An 18,498-nucleotide genomic window follows, 5' to 3' on the forward strand; every position below is an offset into this window, starting at 1 on the left:
TGTCCTTCGGTGAAATGTCTGGGTGCTGCTGTCTTCGGTACTGCAATTCGTTGGTAGGCTCGATTGGACTCGAACCAACGACCCCCACCATGTCAAGGTGGTGCTCTAACCAGCTGAGCTACGAGCCTAGCGAAGCCGCAAGTATAGCATCACTTTCTTTGAGCCTGCAACACCCCGGACACCTCTTCGATCAATCCCAGCGCGCGCTGCAGCTGCGTGGCCTCCGCCACCTCGGCGGTGAACTGCATCCGCGCCACGCCCTTGCTGCTGAGCGTCTTGACCCCGGTGACGTTGATCTTCTCGCGCGACAGCACCTCGGAGATATCGCGCAGCAGCCCCTGGCGGTCGATTGCCTCGACGTGGATCGTGACCGGATAGACCGCGTCGCTCTTCTTGCCCCATTCGGTCTGGATGATGCGCTCGGGCGCGCGCGCCGCCAGCTGCTGGAAGGTGTGGCACTGGCGCCGGTGGATCGACACGCCGCGTCCGCGCGTGACGAAGCCGACGATGTCGTCGGGCGGCGCCGGCTTGCAGCAGCGCGACATCTGCGTCATCAGTGAATCGACGCCGACCACCAGCACGCCGCTCTTGGCGCCGCGCGCGACGCTGGTGGCGCGGCTCTTCTTGGTGACCGCCTCTTCCTCGCTGACCTGCGGCGCGCCCTCGCCTTCCGGATGGCGCAGCGCCTGCTCGACGTGGCGCAGGCTGAACTCCTCCTTGGCCACCGCCGCGTACAGCTCGTCGGGCGTCTTGAAGCCCAGCCGCGTCGCCAGCACGTCCAGGTTGACCGCGGTCTTGCCCTCGCGCTGCAGCGTCTTGTCGATCAGCACGCGGCCCTGCGCGATGGTCTCCTGCGAATCGAGCGCGTTGAACCAGGCGCGCACCTTGGCGCGCGCCCGCGAGCTGGCCAGGTAGCCGAGATCCGCGTTCAGCCAGTCGCGCGACGGCCCGCCTTGCTTGACCGCGACGATCTCGACCGTCTGGCCGTTCTTCAGCGGCGTGTTCAGCGGCACCATCGCGCCGTCGACGCGCGCGCCGCGGCAGCGATGCCCCAGGTCGGTATGCAGGTAGTAGGCGAAGTCGACCGGCGTTGCACCTTGCGGCAGTGCCACCACGCGCGCCTGCGGCGTCAGCACGTAGATATGGTCGTCGATTGCCGCATGCTTGAGCTGCTCCCACGGCGACTCGTCGTGCGCCACCGTGTGGTCGGCATCGTCCTTCCACGCCAGCAGCTGCCGCAGCCAGGCGATCTTCTCGTCGTAGCTCTCGTTGGCGGCGAACTGCCCGCTGTAGCCCTTGCCGCCGGCCTCCTTGTAGCGCCAGTGCGCGGCCACGCCGTATTCGGCGAAGTGGTGCATCTCGTGGGTGCGGATCTGCACCTCGAAGGCGCGTCCGTCGTCGCCGATCACCACCGTGTGCAGCGACTTGTAGCCGTTGGCCTTGGGGCGCGAGATGTAGTCGTCGAACTCGCGCGGAATCGGCTGCCAGACGTGGTGCACGATGCCGAGCACCGCATAGCAGTCCTTGATGTCGTCGACGATCACGCGGAAGGCGCGCACATCGTAGAGATCGGCGAAGTCCAGATCCTTGCCGCGCATCTTCTTCCAGATGCTGTAGATGTGCTTGGGGCGGCCGCTGACCTCCGCGCGGATGCCCGCCGCGGCCAGCTCGCGCTGCAGCCGTTCGATGGCCTGCGAGATATAGCCCTCGCGCTCGATGCGCTTCTCGTCGAGCAGCCGCGCGATGCGCTTGTAAGTGTCCGGCTGTTCGAAGCGGAAGGCCAGGTCCTCCAGCTCCCACTTCATCTGCCAGATGCCGAGCCGGTTGGCCAGCGGCGCGTAGATGTCCAGCGTTTCGCGCGCCACGCCCGGCAGCGGCGCGTTCTTGGTCTGCGCGAGCCAGCGCAGCGTCTGCAGCCGCGAGGCCAGGCGCACCAGCACCACGCGGATGTCCTGCGCGAAGGCCAGCAGCATCTTGCGCAGCGCCTCGACCTGCTCGTGGCGCGCCTGCGCCTCGTTGCGCGAGGACGGCGCTTCGACGGTGTCGCCGCGATTGACGGCGATCGCGCCGATGCGCAGCAGCTGGCGCACGTCCTTGACCAGGCGCGCGACCTCGTCGCCGAAGCGCTCGGCGATCTCGCCCTCGGTCTCCGGCACGAAGGCCGCCACCGGGAACAGGCAGGCGGCGGCGCGCGCGGCGTCGTCGATGCGCAGGCCGTCGAGGATGCGCAGCATCCCCTCGGCATGCGACAGCACGCTCTCGCCGGTGGGCAGCGCCACCGCCTCGCCATGCTCGCGCGCATACGCCAGCGCCTGCTCGACCAGGCCCGCGTCCGGCGTGCCGGCGATCTGCCCGGTCGCGTCGGTGGACGTCACCATGTCACCACTTCCCCTGCTGCCCCTGCCACGCCATTCAGATCAATGCGCAAATCAATGCGCGATTCAATACGCGATTCAATACGCCTTTCCGCGCGGCGCTCAACTGAGCGCCGCGGTGACCACCACCTCGATCCGGTACTTCGGATTGGCCAGCTTCGCTTCGACCGTCGCGCGCGGCGGCGTATTGCCCTGCGGCACCCATTCGTCCCAGACCTCGTTCATCGCGCCGATATCGGCGATATCGGTCAGGAAGATCTGGCACGACAGGATGCGCGTCTTGTCGCTGCCCGCCTCGGCCAGCAGCCGGTCGATATGGCCGAGCACCTCGCGGGTCTGGCCGCGGATATCGGCCTCCGGATCGACCTCGGGCACCTGGCCGGCCAGATAGACCACGCCGTTGTAGACGGCATATTCGGAAAGACGTTTGCCCACATGGGCGCGTTTCAATGCGGTCGTGCTCATCGTTCGTTGTATGGATGCAGCCTGCGCTGCTCTGGGTTATTGGCGCGGCGCGGGGCTCAGGCCCCGCCCGTGCCGACAAAGAATTCGCGCGCGATCGCGATCTGCGCCGGATCGACGAAAGTCGGCGCATGGCCCACGTCCGGCACTTCGACCGAGCGCACCTGCTTGCCGCGCGCCACCATCTCGGCGACGGTCTCGCGCGTCAGCAGGTCGGACTGCGCGCCGCGCACCACCAGCACCGGCACCGCGATCGACTCGAACATGCGCCACATCGCGGCCTCCCCGGCCGTGGCCATCTCGGGCGTGGTCTCGCGGAACGGCACGGCCAGCGCCGGATCGTAGTGCAGGCCCCATTCCAGGCCCTCGGCGCCCTGCACCGGCTTCAGGATCGCGCCGTTCAATTCGCGCCACTGCTCCGGCGTATGGCGGCCGAACGAGGCGCTGATGGTCTGCAGGTACGCCAGGCCTTCCTCGAAGGTCTTGAAGCGCACCGGCAGCCCCAGGTAGGAGCCGATCCGCTCCAGCGCCGAGGCGGCGATGCGCGGACCGACGTCGTTGAGCAGCAGCTTGCGCACCGGGCTCTTCGGCAGCGCGGCCAGGCCCATGCCGATCAGTCCGCCCATCGAGGTGCCGAACCAGTCCACCTGCTCGACGTTCAGCCGCGCAATCAGCGTCACCATGTCCGACACGTACTGCGGCACGATGTAGCGGCGCGGATCGGCAAGCCAGTCGGAGCGGCCGCGGCCGGCCACATCCGGGCAGACCACGCGGTATTCGCCGCTGAACGCGCGCGCGATGTCGTCGAAATCGCGGCCGGTGCGGGTCAGGCCGTGCACGCACATCAGCACGCGCGGATTGGTGGGGTCGCCCCACTCGTGGTACGCCATGCGATGCAGGCCAGCGGGGCTGATGCACTGCACGAAGCCGAGGCGCGGACTGGCTGACATCTTGACTCCCTGCGCGAGGAACGCGAATAAGGCGCGGCAATGGCGCACGACGAAAACCGCGACACATGAGCGTCGCGCATGACGCCGCGGCAGCGGCGCCGGCTGGGCAAAGCCCGATTGTACGCCAGCGCTACAATGCGACAGCAACGACGACCGTGCCGCGGCGGCACGGCGCATTGCACCCCATTTCTCCACGGAGGCTCATATGCTGAAGGGCAAGACAGCGCTGGTGACCGGTTCGACCAGCGGAATCGGTCTGGGCATCGCCCAGGCGCTGGCCGCGCAGGGCGCGCATCTGATCGTCAACGGTTTCGGCGACGCCGACGGCGCCAGGCGCCAGATCGAGCAGGCCGGCAGCGGCATCCGCGTCGGCTATCACGGCGCCGACATGAGCAAGGCCGACGAGATCGAGGACATGATGCGCTATGCCGACAGCGAGTTCGGCGGCGTCGACATCCTCGTCAACAACGCCGGCATCCAGCATGTGGCCAACATCGAGGACTTCCCCATCGAGCGCTGGGACGCGATCATCGCCATCAACCTGACCTCGGCCTTCCACACCACGCGGCTCGCGCTGCCCGGCATGAAGCGCAAGGACTGGGGCCGCGTGATCAACGTCGCCTCGACCCACGGCCTGGTCGCCTCGGCGCAGAAATCGGCCTATGTCGCCGCCAAGCACGGCATCGTCGGGCTGACCAAGGTCACCGCGCTGGAAACCGCGCAGACCGGCGTCACGGCCAATGCGATCTGCCCGGGCTGGGTGCTGACGCCGCTGGTGCAGAAGCAGGTGGAGGCCCGCGCCGAGCGCGAGGGCATTCCCGTCGAGCAGGCCAAGCGCGAGCTGGTGCTGGAGAAGCAGCCCTCGGGGCAGTTCGTCACGCCCGACGAGCTGGGCGCGCTGGCGGTCTTCCTGGCAAGCGATGCCGCGCGCCAGGTGCGCGGCGCGATCTGGAACATGGATGGAGGCTGGGTCGCGCAGTGATGGCGCGCCCTACGGACAAGCGATGAAGCGAAGAGACGTTCTGAAAGGCCTGATCGGCGGCGCCGCCCTGTCGGCCGGCCTGGCACCGCTGGCCCGGGCCGCTGCCCCCGCCGCCCCTGCCGCGCCGACCACAAAGGCGGCAGCGGCAAGAACCCCGATCGAGGTCTACAAGAGCCCGCTGTGCGGTTGCTGCGACGGCTGGGTCGCGCATCTGCGCGAGCATGGCTTCGCGGTCAAGGTGCACGACGTCGAGGACACCGGCGTGCACCGCACCCGGCTCGGCATGCCGGAGCGTTTCGGCTCCTGCCACACCGGCGTGGTCGAGGGTTATGCGATAGAAGGCCATGTGCCCGCCGAGCAGATCCGCAAGCTGCTGGCCGCCCGCCCCAAGGCGGTCGGCCTCGCGGTGCCCGGCATGCCGGTCGGCTCGCCGGGCATGGAACAGGGACCGCGGGTCGATCCCTACTCGGTGCTGCTGGTGCGCGCCGACGGCGGCGCGTCGGTGTTCGCGCGTTATCCCGCTCGCCCGGCGGCGCAGCACTAGACCGCCTGGACAAGCAGGCGGCTCAGCTGCCTGGCGCCCCGGCGGGCAATGGCGGCTGCGCCGGCCGGTCCCCTGCACGGTGGGTCGCCAGGGCTTGCTCCACGTCGTCGCGCAACGCGGTTGGCAGTGCTGTCAGCAGGCTGCCCAAAGCGGCGACGGCCGAGCCGCGCGCCTCCGCCTCCAATCCGTCCAATGCCTCGCGTAACGATGGCCACAGCGCGCGGAACTGGGTTTCCGTCGGTATGTCGCCCACGCCCAGCGCGAGAATCATTCTGCGCACGATCTCGGCGCGATAGGGCTGCAACGGCTCGCCGGGAACCGCAAAGCGCTGCTGGTCATCGGCCAGCGCGGGCAACTGCTCGAGGACCCAGCCCTTCGCTTCGGGGCTGCGATGCGTGGCAATCACCGCCAGGACCCCTGCGCGCCGCGCCAGCGGCAGGCGCTGGACGATGTCCGTCGCGAACTGCCGCAGCATCCGGCTGGCGTCCCCCTTCAGAAACCCCGCGGTGGACATCGCGTTCACCACGAAATCCGTGCAGGCGAGAGGCGGCCATTTCGATGCGAGCGCGATCAGCACCTGTGCCCGCCTCTGCTGCTCGTCTGCGTCTTCCCCCATCACCCTGAAGGCAAGCCCGCCCAGCAGCGGCCCACCGAGCGCGGGCGGCAGCACCGCGGTCTGCTCCAGCAGGACCCAAAACCCTGTCCGCGAGTGAGATGCCGATATCGTTTGCATCAGCACGGTCGCGCGGTACTCGACGGGCAGCGCATGGGCAGCTTCCGTGAAGCGCATCCACAGCGCCGCATCCTCCGAAAGCTGCAGCGCTTCCCCCCACTTCGTCAGCGGCCCGACGCGCAAGGACGCCGGCTTCAACGCATCGATGTGCTGCAGCCCCAGCAGGAAGCGATCGCGCTCGATGTCATCGTCGGGCTCGACGCCTGGCATGGTGACGAACAGATGGGAGTACTCGGTGAATAGCGCCGCCTGGGTCGCGGCGTCCAGTTCGGAGGCCTCGGCGAAGCATCGGTCGATCGACATCGCCTGCCGGACCGACCACATCGGGTGCATGACCGGGCCCGCCTGCCCGGCTGCCGCTGCCAACAGCTTCTCCGCTCTGAACCCCGCATAAAGCGCTGTCAGCTGCGCCATGCGGCGGGACCGGTCGGCCGATGGCACGTTCCCGCCGCGCAGCCAGCGGTGCAGCACCACGGCCACGAGCAGGGGCCAGTGCCCGCCTTGGAGCGCGGCCCGAGCGGTCTCGAGCATGGCATCCCAAACCACCAGACGGGACTTCGCCCCGCTCCCCGCCTCCACCACCAGATTCAGTTCATCGACCAGCTTGTTCAGTACCCATTCCTGGCAGGGTGCCGGCATGCCGTCGCTCGTGCGCAGCGCGCGGACCCGCTCGATCACGGCTAGCGCCAACCCTTCGCTCAGTTGCCCATGCCGCGCGGCGACATGAACGAGCGCCTCCAACAGGCGGCTCGCGCCCTGGGGCGGCAAGGCATCGGCCGTCGCCATCCATTGCTCGAAGCCCGCGGGCGTTGCCGGGCAGAAGGACTTCAGACACTGTCCCAGCACCTGGCCACGCATGCTTGATGGCAATTGTTCGGCCAGCGCCAGCATGCGTCGCTCCAGTTCCGGATCGCGGGGGAGCTGCGCGGCCAGCGCGACCAGCGGCCCGGCTTTCTCGGCGGCGGGCAACCGCGCGATCTGATCGATCAGTTGCACCGACAGCAACCGCGAAACGCTCCTGAAGCGCGGAATCCGCTCGACCACGCCGCGCAGCAGGATGCCGCGTTGCCGCGCCGGTTCGCCGGCGAGGCTGCCAAGCAGCCCGGCGAGCCGCTCGCTCGAATGGGTCCAGCGGATCGTGGCATACAGGCGGTCGAACCGGCGCAGTGGCGCCAGCAAGGCGCGCATGTGCCGGTTCGCGCCGGCAAGCGCGCGCCGCGACGGCGCATCGAGAAGGCCCACGATATGCATCAGGGAATCGCCGGGCAACAGGCGGATGGATGCCGTGGCGTCGGGCGCGGCGGCAGATGGAGAAGCGGACGCGGGCTGGGTGGGGATCGGCAGCATGCCCGATACGGATGGATCGGCATGCGCGGCACCCGTCCGGGTATCGGCGCCGGGCGCTGCCGGAGCAGCGGGCGAAATGGCAGAGGAAGATTGCAGGGGCATGATGGCAGGGACCGGGAGTCGGGAGTGGGAGTCGGGACCGGGAGTCGGGACCGGGAGTCGGGAGTCGGGAGCCGGGAGCCGAGAGCCGAGAGCCGAGAGCCGGGAGCCGGGAGTCGGGAGTCGGGAGTCGTTGGGCGTGCCGGCACGCGGCACGGCCGCACTGTGGTCCGGATCGCCTCCCCGCGCTTTTGGTCCCCAAGAATCCTTTCGCTTTCGGCGGCAGCGCCATGGCGTCCGCGCGCCGCCCCCGATGGCATGCCCTCACGGGCGACCCGAAAACAAAAAGCCCCGCCTCGATACGAGGCGGGGCTTGCTGCCCGGCTGACGCCGGTCGCGCCGACGCGGTCGCGTGGACCGAGCCCTTACAGCAGCGGCACGCCGGTCTTGCTCTGGATTTCCTCGCGGCTGACGCCCGGTGCGGTCTCGACCAGCTTCAGCCCTTCGGGCGTGACGTCCATCACGCCCAGGTCGGTGATGATCCGATCGACCACGCCCACGCCGGTCAGCGGCAGCGTGCAGGCCTCCAGGATCTTCAGGTCCTCGCTGCCGTCCTTCTTCTTGGCGGTATGTTCCATCAGCACCACCACGCGGCCGACGCCGGCCACCAGGTCCATCGCGCCGCCCATGCCCTTGACCATCTTGCCCGGGATCATCCAGTTGGCGAGGTCGCCCTTCTGGCTGACCTGCATCGCGCCGAGGATGGCCAGGTTGATATGGCCGCCGCGGATCATCGCGAACGAGTCCGCCGACGAGAAGATCGACGAGCCCGGCAGCGTGGTCACGGTTTGCTTGCCGGCATTGATCATGTCCGCGTCGACCTCTTCCTCGGTCGGGAACGGGCCGATGCCCAGCAATCCGTTCTCCGACTGCAGCCAGACCTCGACGCCCGGCGGCACATGGTTGGCCACCAGCGTCGGCAGGCCGATGCCCAGGTTCACATAGAAGCCGTCCTGCAGCTCGCGCGCGGCGCGCGCCGCCATTTCATCACGTGTCCATGCCATGATCTGTCTCCTTGATCGTCAGGCCGCGGCACGCACGGTGCGCTGCTCGATGCGTTTCTCGGGATGGGCGTTCAGCACGAGGCGCTGCACGAAGATGCCCGGGGTGTGGATCTCGTCCGGATCGAGCTCGCCGATCTCGACGATCTGCTCGACCTCGGCGACGGTGACCTTGCCCGCCATCGCGCACATCGGGTTGAAGTTGCGCGCGGTGCGGCGGTAGATCAGGTTGCCGGCCTTGTCGGCCTTGTAGGCCTTGACCAGCGCGACGTCGGCGGTCAGGGAGCGCTCCATCACGTATTGCTCGCCGTCGAATTCGCGGATCTCCTTGCCCTCGGCCACGATGGTGCCGACGCCGGTTTTGGTGAAGAAGGCCGGGATGCCGGCGCCGCCGGCGCGCAACTTCTCGGCCAGCGTGCCCTGCGGCGTGAATTCGAGTTCCAGTTCGCCGGCCAGGTACTGGCGTTCGAATTCCTTGTTCTCGCCGACATAGGACGAGATCATCTTGCGGATCTGCCGCGTGGCCAGCAGCAGGCCCAGGCCAAAGCCGTCGACGCCGGCATTGTTCGAGATGCAGGTCAGCCCTTTCGCGCCGCTGTCGCGCAACGCCGCGATCAGGGCTTCCGGGATGCCGCACAGGCCGAAGCCGCCGACCGCGATGGTCTGTCCATCGCGGACCACGCCGGCAAGCGCCTCGGCGGCGCTGGCGTAGACCTTGTTCATATCGTCTCTCCTTCCTCGATGATGTTCCCGGACGAGGCGGCGACGCCGCTCGCGGGTAACGTTACAATCGCTACGGCCGCGCCGGGCGGGACCCGCGCGCCGGCCGTCGACAGCGCTCCAAAGGATACGCAAGCCCCGCGGCGGACGCCAGTACGTAGAAATACATAAGGACAATGCCTGCCATCGACTATCAGACCGCCTTCCAGCTGGCGCCGGTCGGCCTCGTGCTCTCGCGCGAGCGCAGGATCGAGGATTGCAACGACGAGGTCTGCCGCATCTTCGGCACGACGCGGGAGGCGCTGATCGGCCAGTCGTTCCAGGTACTGTACCCGACCGCCGACGAGTTCGAGCGTACCGGCGCGCGCATCGTGCCGATCATGAACGCACGCGGGCTCTATTCCGACGAACGGATCATGAAGCGGGCCAACGGGGAATTGTTCTGGTGCCACGTCACCGGCCGCGCGCTGGACCGGCAACAGCCGCTGGGGGCCGGCATCTGGAGCTTCGAGGACCTGTCGCAGAAGCGCCCGGTGACCGCGCAGCTGACGGCGCGCGAGCGCGATATCGCGGCCCAGCTGGTCGAGGGCAAGACCAGCAAGCAGATCGGCAAGTCGCTATCGATCAGCCCGCGCACCGTCGACATCTACCGGGCGCGCCTGATGAAGAAATACGGCGCGCATACGGCGGTGGACCTAGTGCAGCGGCTGGTCAATCATTGAGGTTGCTCCCCTCTCCGACAAGCGGGATGGGAGAAAACCGACCCCGTAGCCGGGTCCCTCAGCTCTCCAGCAGCGTCCGGATCGCCGCCGGCAGCGGCACCGATTTCTCCGCCTCGTAGTCGCACCAGACCACCTTGGCGCCGCCATCGGCGAACACGGTGTCGGCGTTGGTGTCGTCGTCATCGCAGCGGCGGATTTCCGTGCGCGTCTCGAAGCTGCTGCGGCCCAGTTCGCCGGCGAAGACGCGGCATTCGATCTCGCCCGGATAGCGCAGCTGGCGGCGGAAATTCATATGGGCGTTGACGATCACCGGCCCCTGCCCGTTCTCGTCGCGGCCGTTGCAGCCCAGCGATTCGAACCACGAGATGCGCGCCTGCTCCAGGTAGCGGAAATAGACGGTGTTGTTGACGTGGCCCATCGCGTCCATGTCGCCCCAGCGGATCGGCATGCGCAGCGTGAAGACGTGTTTCATCGCGTGTGGTTCGGGGTTGCCGTGTGGTTCGGGATTGTGGATCGGGAATGTGGATCAGGGTTGCCGCGTCGCCCACGGCAGCCGGCCGTTCCCGCGCGCGGGGCGCGGGAACGGTTCACGCCCGCATCAGCGCTTGGCGATGGCCGCCTCGGCCTTGCCGACCAGGTCGGCGCCGATCTGCTTCTTCCACTTGTCGTAGACCTTGGCGGTCGCCTTGCGGAAGGCGTCATGCTCGGCGGGGCTCAGGTGCGTGACCTTGACGCCGTGGGCCTCCATCTCCTTCCACGCCGGCGCGCCCGGCTCGGCCAGGCCCTTGCGGGCCAGCGCCACTTCCTGCTTGCCGGCATCGATCGCCGCCTGCCGCACGATCTCGCGATCGGCCGGCGTCCAGCTTTCCCAGATCTGCTTGTTGACCACGAAGATCAGCGGATCGGCGACATAGCCCCAGGTCGTCACGAACTTCTGGCCAACGGTGTACAGCTTGGCGGCGGCAAACACCGACTGCGGGTTCTCCTGGCCATCGACCGCGCCCGAGGCCATCGCCGGCTGCGCGTCGGCCCAGCTCATCTGGGTCGGATTGGCGCCCAGCGCGTTGAACGTGTCGATATACAGCGGCGAGCCGACGACCCGCAGCTTCAGGCCCTTCAGGTCCTCGGGCTTGCGGATCTCGCGCTTGGAGTTCGACACCTCGCGGAAGCCGTTCTCGCCCCAGGCCAGCGGCACCACGCCGGCCTTCTCCAGCGTGGCGAACAGCTGCTTGCCGACCTCGCCCTGCGTCAGCGCGTCGAGCGCCTTGTAGTCGGGCATCAGGAACGGCAGCGAGAACAGGTTCAGCTCGCGCACCTGCGGCGACCAGTTGATGGTCGAGCCGATCGCCATGTCGATCACGCCCTGGCGGATCGCCGAGAATTCGCGGGTCTGGTCGCCGGCCACCAGCGAGGTGCCCGGATAGAGCTTGATATTGATGCGGCCGTTGGTGCGCTGGCGGACCAGGTCGGCCCAGATCTCGCCGCCCTTGCCCCAGGGAAAGGCCGGGCCGAGCACCAGCGACATCTTGTATTCGGACTTGTAGGTCTGCGCCATCGCACCGGCGGGCGCGAGCGCGGCGGCGGCGATGGTGGCGGCCATCGACAGCATCAGGACACGGCGTTTCATGAGTCAGTTCTCCTCTCGGGAATCGTTATTTGGACTGAATGGACCGAAGATCAAGCAGAAATACGGGGGCGGCAGCGAACCTCGCTACTCAATAACCGAGCTTCGCCGGCAGCCATGTCGCCAGCGGCGGGAACGCCAGCACCAGCAGCATCGCGCCGAACATCGCCAGCAGCATCCATACCACCCACGGCACGGTCTCTTCCATGCGCACGCGGGCGATCCGGCAAGATACCATCAGGTTCACCGCCAGCGGCGGCGTGAACTGGCCGAGCGCGACCTTGAGCGTCAGCACCACGCCGAACCACACCGGATCCCACTGGAAGGCATTGGCGATCGGCAGCAGCAGCGGCACGAAGATCAGGAAGATCGAGATGCCGTCGAGGAACATGCCGACCGTGATCAGCAGCAGCACGATCAGCGCCAGCACGCCGTATTCGCCGACACCGGAATTGGCGATGGCATGCGCCAGGGGATCGATCACGCCCAGCGTCGACAGCGCGTAGGCGAAGATGCCGGCCAGCGCCACCACCAGCAGGATGACCGACGAGGTCTCGGCGGCCTCGCGGAAGATCACGTACAGGTCGCGCAGGCCGATCGAGCGGTAGACCACCATGCCGACGAACAGGCCGTAGACCACCGCGACAACCGCGGCCTCGGTGGGCGTGAACCAGCCCGCGCGCATGCCGCCCAGGATCAGCACCGGCGCGAACAGTCCCCAGGCCGCCTCGCGCAGGCTTCGCCAGAACGGCGGCCGCGGCAGCGAGGCCTCGGCCGCGCCCATCCTGTGCTTGCGCGCCAGCCAGACCGCCGGCACGATCAGCGCGATGCCGGCCAGCACGCCGGGAATCATGCCGGCGGCAAACAGCGCCGGCACCGAGGCACCGGGCACCAGCACGCTGTAGACGATGAAGGCGACCGACGGCGGAATCAGGATGTCGGTGGCCGCGGCGGCGCCGACCACGGCGGCGCTGAACGAGCCCGGATAGCCGGCGCGCGACATAGCGGCGATCATCACGCCGCCGACCGCGGCGGCGTTGGCCGGCCCCGAGCCGGAAATCCCGCCGAGGAACATCGCCACCAGGATCGCCACCAGCGGCAGCATGCCGGGCCCGCGTCCGACCACGGCGATCGCCAGCGTGACCAGCCGCTGCGCGACGCCGGAGCGGTCGAAGATCGAGCCGACCAGCACGAACATCGGAATCGCCAGCAACGGGTACTTGGCCAGGCCCGCGTAGAAGTTCTGCGGCACCGCCAGCAGGCCGAACATCTGCGTGTCGAGATTGGACAGCCCGATCGCCGCCAGGCCGCCGAGGCCGAGCGCGACGCCGATCGGCACGCCGAGCAGCATCAGCACGATGAAGACGGCAAACAGCACGATGGCGATCAGCGTCATGGCTGGCGCTCCCCGCCGTCCTGCACGCGCTGCGCATGCAGAGCCTTCAGCGCCCGCAGGTTGCGGCCGGCCAGCGCCAGCGCACGCAGCGCGATGCAGGCCGACAGCAGCGGCAGCCAGACCGAGTACCACCAGCTGGGCACGCCGATGCCCGGCGAGGTCTCGCCGTAGGTGTATTCGTCCCAGGTGATACGCGCGCCGAGCACCGCCAGCGCGACGAACATGATGGCGACGGCGACCGCCGACACCACCGCCAGCCGGCGCTGGCGTGCCTCGCTGCCGCGCTCGAAGAAGAATTCGATGCGGATATGCCGGTCGCGCGCGACCGCGGCGCTGCCGCCGACCAGCGCCAGCACGATCATCAGGAAGACCGAGAATTCCTCGGTCCAGGCGAACGACTCATCGGTCAGATAGCGCACCGCGACGTTGGCGAACGTGATGATCACCAGCAGCATCATCACGACGATGCCGATCCAGTCTTCGATGCGGGGGCTGATGCGGAATTCGGCATCCGCTGCCTGGTCCACGGGTTCGGTGATCAAGGCCGAATCGACCGCGTGCTGTGGCGCGGCGTCGCGCCGTGCCTGCTCTTGCTGCTCCATCTCCCCGGCCTCCGGTCCGGTCTGCCGGGCCTGCAGGACCGCGGCAGCTGCTGCATGACGCCTTGGCGGCGTACTTTTGTGAATGCCTTGTCGTCGCCGACGCTGTCGCTGGCGTTCCCTCACGCACGGGGCATGGTCGCAGCGATCGGGCTCAGCTAATTAAAGGCTTATGGAATCGGCACCAGCGAATTATGCCCACACTGGCGATGGGCGGACACCTCCAATACCCTAGGGGATCGGCAGCGGCATGCAGGTGGCCAGGCGTCGGCCGTGGCGCCCGAGGGGACCGGATAAGCCCCGGGCTGGAAGGCCCGCCCCGCTTCTGGCGGGAGTCGGGCACAGGCGAACGCCGTCGGGCGCGCTCGCCGGATCGTGATGATTCGATATCGGCGGCGCGCGCGGCTGGCTTTATACCATACCGTCGTCGGCGGTGATCACGGCGCCGTTGATGAACTGCGACTGGTCCGAAGCCAGCAGCAGCAACAGGCCGTCGAGGTCTTCCGGCTTGCCGAGCCGCTTGCGCGGCAGCAGCTGGATCAGCTTCTGGCCGGCATCGGTGTCCCAGTGATGGTGATTGATATCGGTGTCGATATAGCCCGGGCAGATCGCGTTGACGTTGATGCCGTAGCGGGCCCACTCGAGCGCCATCGCCTTGGTCATGTGGACCACCGCGGCCTTGCTCATGCAGTAGACGCCGATCTGCGACAGCACCTTCAGCCCCGCCACCGAGGCGATATTGATGATGCGCGACTGCGGCAGCGGCGTGCCGTTGCGCTCGGCGCCCTTGGACCGCGCGATCATCCGCTTGGCCACTTCCTGCGCCACGAAGAAGGCGCCGCGGGTATTGGTGTCGAAGACGAAGTCGAAGTCCTCGGCGGTGACATCGGTCAGCCGCTGCGTGGTCGACACGCCCGAGTTGTTGACGACGATGTCGATCGCCCCCGCCTCGGTCTCGGCATGCGCCACCGCGGCGCGAATGCTGTCGGGGTCGGTCACGTCGAGCCGCACCACATGCGCGCTGCCGCCGTCGGCTTCGATCGCCGCGCGCAGCTCCTTGAGCCGTTCGGCGCGGCGCGAGGCCAGCACCACCTTGGCGCCGGCGGCCGACAGGACCTGCGCGAAGCGCATGCCCAGTCCGCTCGACGCACCGGTCACCATCGCGACCTTCCCTTCGAGATTGATCGACAAACCCATATGGACCTCTGCAGTGGAACGCGCCGCGGCTGGCGCCGTCATGCGCGTTCGATGGCTGCCCCGTTGCGTGGGAAAACGGAGGCAGTATATTAAAAAACGAACGATCGTTCCAAAAAATTGCTTGCCTGTGGGTGTCGAGTCCCGGACAATGCCGGAGATTCTAAGAACTCGGGCACAAAAAGGAAACAGCGAGGCGACAGCGTGCGAGCGAAACACCGCGCGCCGATCCATCGCGATCCAGCAGAAGAGCCGATCACAAGCAGCCGGACCACGCGTCAATCCGCAGCATTCCGTCCCCCGCCTGCCGGCCCCATGCCATCCTTGCCGACCTTGCCGTCGCCCGGTTCCGGCGACACAGGCCATCCCGGATCACCGCTTCCCCATACACAAGTACGCAGCAACAAAAGAGGGTTAGAGACAATGGACCAGCAGCAGCTCGTGGAGCAGTTCGGCCCCCGCGAATCCATGGAATACGATGTCGTCATCGTCGGCGGCGGTCCCGCCGGCCTGGCGACGGCCATCCGCCTGAAACAGCTGGCGCAGGACAATGGCAGCGAAGTCAATGTCTGCGTGCTGGAGAAGGGCTCGGAGCCCGGCGCCCACATCCTGTCGGGCGCGATCATGGACCCGCGCGCGCTGAACGAACTGCTGCCGAACTGGAAGGAACTGGGCGCGCCGCTGAACCAGCCGGTCACCGAGGACCAGTTCCTGTTCCTGAACGAGACCGGCTCGCGCGGCACGCCGCCGGCGCTGCTGCCCGAGTGCTTCCATAACGAAGGCAACTACATCGTCAGCCTGTCGAACTTCGTGCGCTGGCTCGGCCAGCAGGCCGAGGCGCTGGGCGTGGAGATCTTCCCGGGCTTCCCGGCCGCCGAGGTGCTGTACAACGAGGACGGCTCGGTCAAGGGCGTGGCCACCGGCAACCTCGGCATCGGCAAGGATGGCGAGCCCACCGACAACTTCCAGCTCGGCATGGAGCTGCACGCGAAGTACACGATCTTCGCCGAAGGCTCGCGCGGCCATCTGGGCAAGCAGCTGATCGAACGTTTCCGCCTCGACGCCGGCAAGGACCCGCAGAGCTACGGCATCGGCCTGAAGGAGCTGTGGGAGATCGACCCGGCCAAGCACAAGCCCGGCCTGGTGGTCCATACCGCCGGCTGGCCGCTGGACCCGGCGACCTACGGCGGCTCCTTCCTCTATCACATGGAGGACAACAAGGTCGCGGTGGGCTTCGTCGTGGGCCTGGACTACACCAACCCGTGGCTGTCGCCGTTCGAGGAATTCCAGCGCTTCAAGACCCATCCGGAGATCCGCCAGTACTTCGAGGGCGGCAAGCGGATCGGCTACGGCGCGCGCGCGATCACGGCGGGCGGCCTGCTGTCGCTGCCCAAGACGATCTTCCCGGGCGGCGCGCTGGTGGGCTGCGACGCGGGCTATCTGAACGCCTCGCGCATCAAGGGCAGCCACGCCGCGATCAAGACCGGCATGCTGGCCGCCGAGGCCGCCTTCGAGGCGCTGCAGGCCGGCCGCCAGCACGACGAGCTGACCGCCTATCCGGCCGCGTTCGAGAACAGCTGGCTGTACAAGGAACTGCTGCAGGCGAAGAACTTCAAGCAGTGGTTCAAGAAGGGTCGCACCACCGCCACGCTGATGACCGGCATCGAGCAATGGCTGCTGCCCAAGCTCGGCATCCGCAACCCGCCGTGGACGCTGCACCGCGAGAAGCCGGACCACGTCTACCTGAAGCCGGCCGCCGAATGCCAGCAGATCGTCTATCCGAAGCCGGACGGCAAGCTGACCTTCGATCGCCTCAGCTCGGTGTTCATCAGCAACACCAACCATGAGGAAAACCAGCCCGCTCACCTGACGCTGAAGGATGCGAGCGTGCCGGTGCAGATCAACCTGGACAAGTACGCCGGCCCCGAAAGCCGCTATTGCCCGGCGGGCGTGTACGAGTTCGTCGCCGACGAGGAACGCGGCGGGCAGCGCCTGCAGATCAACGCGCAGAACTGCGTCCACTGCAAGACCTGCGATATCAAGGACCCGACCCAGAACATCGTCTGGGTGACGCCGGAAGGCGGCGGCGGTCCGAACTACGTGGGGATGTAGGCAGCCTTCCGCGGCTGTCGTTCCTCCCCTCTCCCACACGGTGGGAGAGGGGCGGGGGAGAGGGCAAACACCCTCCGCAATCGCGAACGCCGCCATCCCGCGAGCGCCGGGCCCTCTCCCCAGCCCTCTCCCACGCGATGGGAGAGGATCCATTCCTCCCTACACCGGCATCCTCGCCGCCGCCAGCAGCTGCTCGTAGATATAGCAGTGCAATAGCGCGGCCTCCCTTTCCCCCAGCAGGTCGAACGCCACGCCGAACGCCGGAAACTCGGCGTCGCCGTCGTCGCGCGCGGGATTGCGCGCCCACGCGTCGACCGTGATCTCGCTGTCGGTGCCCACCGTCCGCAGCACGAACCGCAGCTGCAGGCGCGTGCCGGGCGCGGGCAGCGGCGCGGCGGTCTGCACCAGCGCGCCGCCGGCGCTCAGATCCGACAGCACCGCCAGCCGCGGCGGGCTCGCCGTGTCGCCGTCCTGATGCATCAGCTGTGCCGCCAGCCGGGTCTGCACGCGCGGACTGCTGCGCACCGGCACCTGCTGTACCTCGGTCGGAACGGACAGCACCAGATAGCGGAACGGGCTGCGGCACACCGCGGTCACCGTGCAGTGGAAGCTGTAGATCGAGCGCCCGGTAAAGCCGCGCAGCAGCACCTCCTCGCCCGCCTGGAAGGTGGCATCCTTGCCGCCGAACTGCGGCCAGCTGACGAACAGCCCCTGGTCGATAAAGCCGATCAGCCGGCTCGCCGCGGCGCGGCCGCCATCGTCGGGCGCCTTGATCTGCAGCAGCGTGCCGACCTGCAGCCCGAGTGGGCCCGACGCGTGCGCGGGCACCGCGTCCGCCGGCGCGGCGTCGTCGGCCGGCAGCGAGACGGGCAGCGGATCGGGCCGGCATACCGAGCCGTGGCGAAAGACGAGCGCAACGTCGCGGCCGTCGGCGAGTACCTTGCCGCTGCCGAGCAGCAGGTTGCCCTGCCCGTCCAGCAGCGACCAGGGCAAGGGCTGGCCGACCGGCAGGTCGTTCGGTGTCAGAGGAATCATGGGCATCCCAATCTCAATGCCCACCGGCGTGGGCGACAGTGCGGAGGCGGCCGCCGGGCCGCGGCCGCGCCTTCCCGATTCCACAGCTATCGGCGCCACGCCCCAAAGGTTTAGCAACCCCCTACCTAAGGGGGATAGCGGAACGATTGGCGGGGCGGATGGCGGCGGCGCGGACGGCGGCACGGCTGGAACCGGCGGCCCGTCACCGCACCCTGACGCCGGCGCCGACAGCGGCGCGCAAGGCGGGACGGAGCGGGCACGGCGCGCACCGGCGGCCCGTCGTCCACGCCTTGACGTCGGCGCAAAGGCGGGCCAAAATCGCGCAAAAGCTGTCTGACAGCCTTACAGATTTATGCGGCGGGCCGGCTTGACGCCGATCCTCCCGTATTCACAAGCCCCGCACAAGCCGCCGGAACGCTCCACTTGGAACCGCTGACCCGCCCCTCCTCCCTGGCTTCGCGCATCGCCGATGCGATCCGCGCCGATATCGGCGCCGGCCGCTTCGTCGCCGGCGCCCGCCTGCCGGCCGAGTCCGCGCTGGCGACGGCGTTCGGCGTCAGCCGGCCGATCGTGCGCGAGGCCATCGCGCAACTGAAGGCCGAC

At 68.1% G+C, this 18,498-nt stretch carries 17 protein-coding genes and 1 tRNA gene; 5 read left to right on the forward strand and 13 right to left on the reverse strand.

The annotated features are described in order from the left end of the window. Window positions 1-51: 51 nt before the first annotated feature. From AC6EI8_RS05560 to phaZc, 4 genes are all read right to left on the reverse strand, one after another. Window positions 52-128: transfer RNA gene (locus AC6EI8_RS05560), tRNA-Val, on the reverse strand. 21 nt (window positions 129-149) lie between these two features. Then, the gene (locus AC6EI8_RS05565; RefSeq protein WP_226109059.1) at window positions 150-2,378 is read right to left on the reverse strand and encodes a RelA/SpoT family protein; all 2,229 of its coding nucleotides are present in this window, start codon (window positions 2,376-2,378) and stop codon (window positions 150-152) included. Window positions 2,379-2,477: 99 nt separating this feature from the next. Continuing rightward, window positions 2,478-2,840 (reverse strand): RidA family protein, encoded by a 363-nt coding sequence (locus tag AC6EI8_RS05570; RefSeq protein WP_149319232.1) that lies wholly within the window; start codon window positions 2,838-2,840, stop codon window positions 2,478-2,480. Window positions 2,841-2,896: 56 nt separating this feature from the next. Next, window positions 2,897-3,787 carry a 3-hydroxybutyrate-oligomer hydrolase PhaZc gene (gene phaZc / locus AC6EI8_RS05575; protein ID WP_498381469.1) on the reverse strand — a complete coding sequence of 297 codons (891 nt, stop codon included), beginning with the start codon at window positions 3,785-3,787 and terminating at the stop codon, window positions 2,897-2,899. 205 nt (window positions 3,788-3,992) lie between these two features. Here phaZc and AC6EI8_RS05580 point away from each other — a divergent pair, with 205 nt between their 5' ends. Together AC6EI8_RS05580 and AC6EI8_RS05585 are read left to right on the forward strand one after the other, a co-directional pair. Next, entirely contained in the window at window positions 3,993-4,769 is a 777-nt protein-coding gene (locus tag AC6EI8_RS05580; protein ID WP_149319234.1) for a 3-hydroxybutyrate dehydrogenase, read from the forward strand. Between the two features lie 22 nt (window positions 4,770-4,791). Then, entirely contained in the window at window positions 4,792-5,313 is a 522-nt protein-coding gene (locus AC6EI8_RS05585) for a DUF411 domain-containing protein (RefSeq protein WP_498381470.1), read from the forward strand. A gap of 22 nt (window positions 5,314-5,335) precedes the next feature. On the opposite strand, the gene AC6EI8_RS05590 is transcribed toward AC6EI8_RS05585, so the two are convergent. From AC6EI8_RS05590 to AC6EI8_RS05600, 3 genes are all read right to left on the reverse strand, one after another. Then, window positions 5,336-7,393, reverse strand: coding sequence for a hypothetical protein (locus AC6EI8_RS05590; protein WP_498381471.1), 2,058 nt, complete (start codon window positions 7,391-7,393; stop codon window positions 5,336-5,338). Between the two features lie 464 nt (window positions 7,394-7,857). Then, window positions 7,858-8,496 (reverse strand): CoA transferase subunit B, encoded by a 639-nt coding sequence (locus AC6EI8_RS05595; RefSeq protein WP_149319238.1) that lies wholly within the window; start codon window positions 8,494-8,496, stop codon window positions 7,858-7,860. A gap of 18 nt (window positions 8,497-8,514) precedes the next feature. Further along, a complete protein-coding gene (locus tag AC6EI8_RS05600; RefSeq protein ID WP_149319239.1) occupies window positions 8,515-9,216 on the reverse strand; it encodes a CoA transferase subunit A in 702 nt (233 codons plus the stop codon). 173 nt (window positions 9,217-9,389) lie between these two features. Between AC6EI8_RS05600 and AC6EI8_RS05605 the strand changes: the two genes are divergently transcribed. Continuing rightward, window positions 9,390-9,935: a PAS and helix-turn-helix domain-containing protein gene (locus AC6EI8_RS05605; RefSeq protein ID WP_006575476.1), complete on the forward strand. Its 546-nt coding sequence runs from the start codon at window positions 9,390-9,392 to the stop codon at window positions 9,933-9,935. Between the two features lie 58 nt (window positions 9,936-9,993). Here AC6EI8_RS05605 and AC6EI8_RS05610 read toward each other — a convergent pair whose 3' ends face one another. The 5 genes from AC6EI8_RS05610 to AC6EI8_RS05630 all read right to left on the reverse strand — a co-directional run bounded on the left by AC6EI8_RS05610 (window position 9,994) and on the right by AC6EI8_RS05630 (window position 14,751). Then, entirely contained in the window at window positions 9,994-10,407 is a 414-nt protein-coding gene (locus AC6EI8_RS05610; protein ID WP_149319240.1) for an acyl-CoA thioesterase, read from the reverse strand. A 126-nt stretch (window positions 10,408-10,533) separates the two neighbouring features. Next, window positions 10,534-11,562 carry a DctP family TRAP transporter solute-binding subunit gene (locus AC6EI8_RS05615; RefSeq protein ID WP_149319241.1) on the reverse strand — a complete coding sequence of 343 codons (1,029 nt, stop codon included), beginning with the start codon at window positions 11,560-11,562 and terminating at the stop codon, window positions 10,534-10,536. Window positions 11,563-11,650: 88 nt separating this feature from the next. After that, on the reverse strand, window positions 11,651-12,955 hold the full coding sequence (locus tag AC6EI8_RS05620; RefSeq protein ID WP_187829260.1) for a TRAP transporter large permease: 1,305 nt from the start codon (window positions 12,953-12,955) through the stop codon (window positions 11,651-11,653). Then, entirely contained in the window at window positions 12,952-13,557 is a 606-nt protein-coding gene (locus AC6EI8_RS05625) for a TRAP transporter small permease (protein WP_149319242.1), read from the reverse strand. The genes AC6EI8_RS05620 and AC6EI8_RS05625 overlap by 4 nt, the downstream gene beginning before the upstream one ends. 408 nt (window positions 13,558-13,965) lie before the next feature. Continuing rightward, complete coding sequence (locus AC6EI8_RS05630) at window positions 13,966-14,751, reverse strand: SDR family oxidoreductase (RefSeq protein WP_006578585.1); 786 nt, start codon at window positions 14,749-14,751, stop codon at window positions 13,966-13,968. Window positions 14,752-15,171: 420 nt separating this feature from the next. Between AC6EI8_RS05630 and AC6EI8_RS05635 the strand changes: the two genes are divergently transcribed. Next, a complete protein-coding gene (locus tag AC6EI8_RS05635; protein ID WP_149319244.1) occupies window positions 15,172-16,860 on the forward strand; it encodes an electron transfer flavoprotein-ubiquinone oxidoreductase in 1,689 nt (562 codons plus the stop codon). Between the two features lie 159 nt (window positions 16,861-17,019). On the opposite strand, the gene AC6EI8_RS05640 is transcribed toward AC6EI8_RS05635, so the two are convergent. Then, window positions 17,020-17,895, reverse strand: coding sequence for a flagellar brake protein (locus AC6EI8_RS05640; RefSeq protein ID WP_150082188.1), 876 nt, complete (start codon window positions 17,893-17,895; stop codon window positions 17,020-17,022). A gap of 423 nt (window positions 17,896-18,318) precedes the next feature. Between AC6EI8_RS05640 and AC6EI8_RS05645 the strand changes: the two genes are divergently transcribed. Next, window positions 18,319-18,498 (forward strand): winged helix-turn-helix domain-containing protein (locus tag AC6EI8_RS05645; protein ID WP_498381472.1); only part of this gene is annotated, 180 nt, incomplete at its 3' end.

The organism is Cupriavidus sp. R6-3, assembly GCF_059772245.1.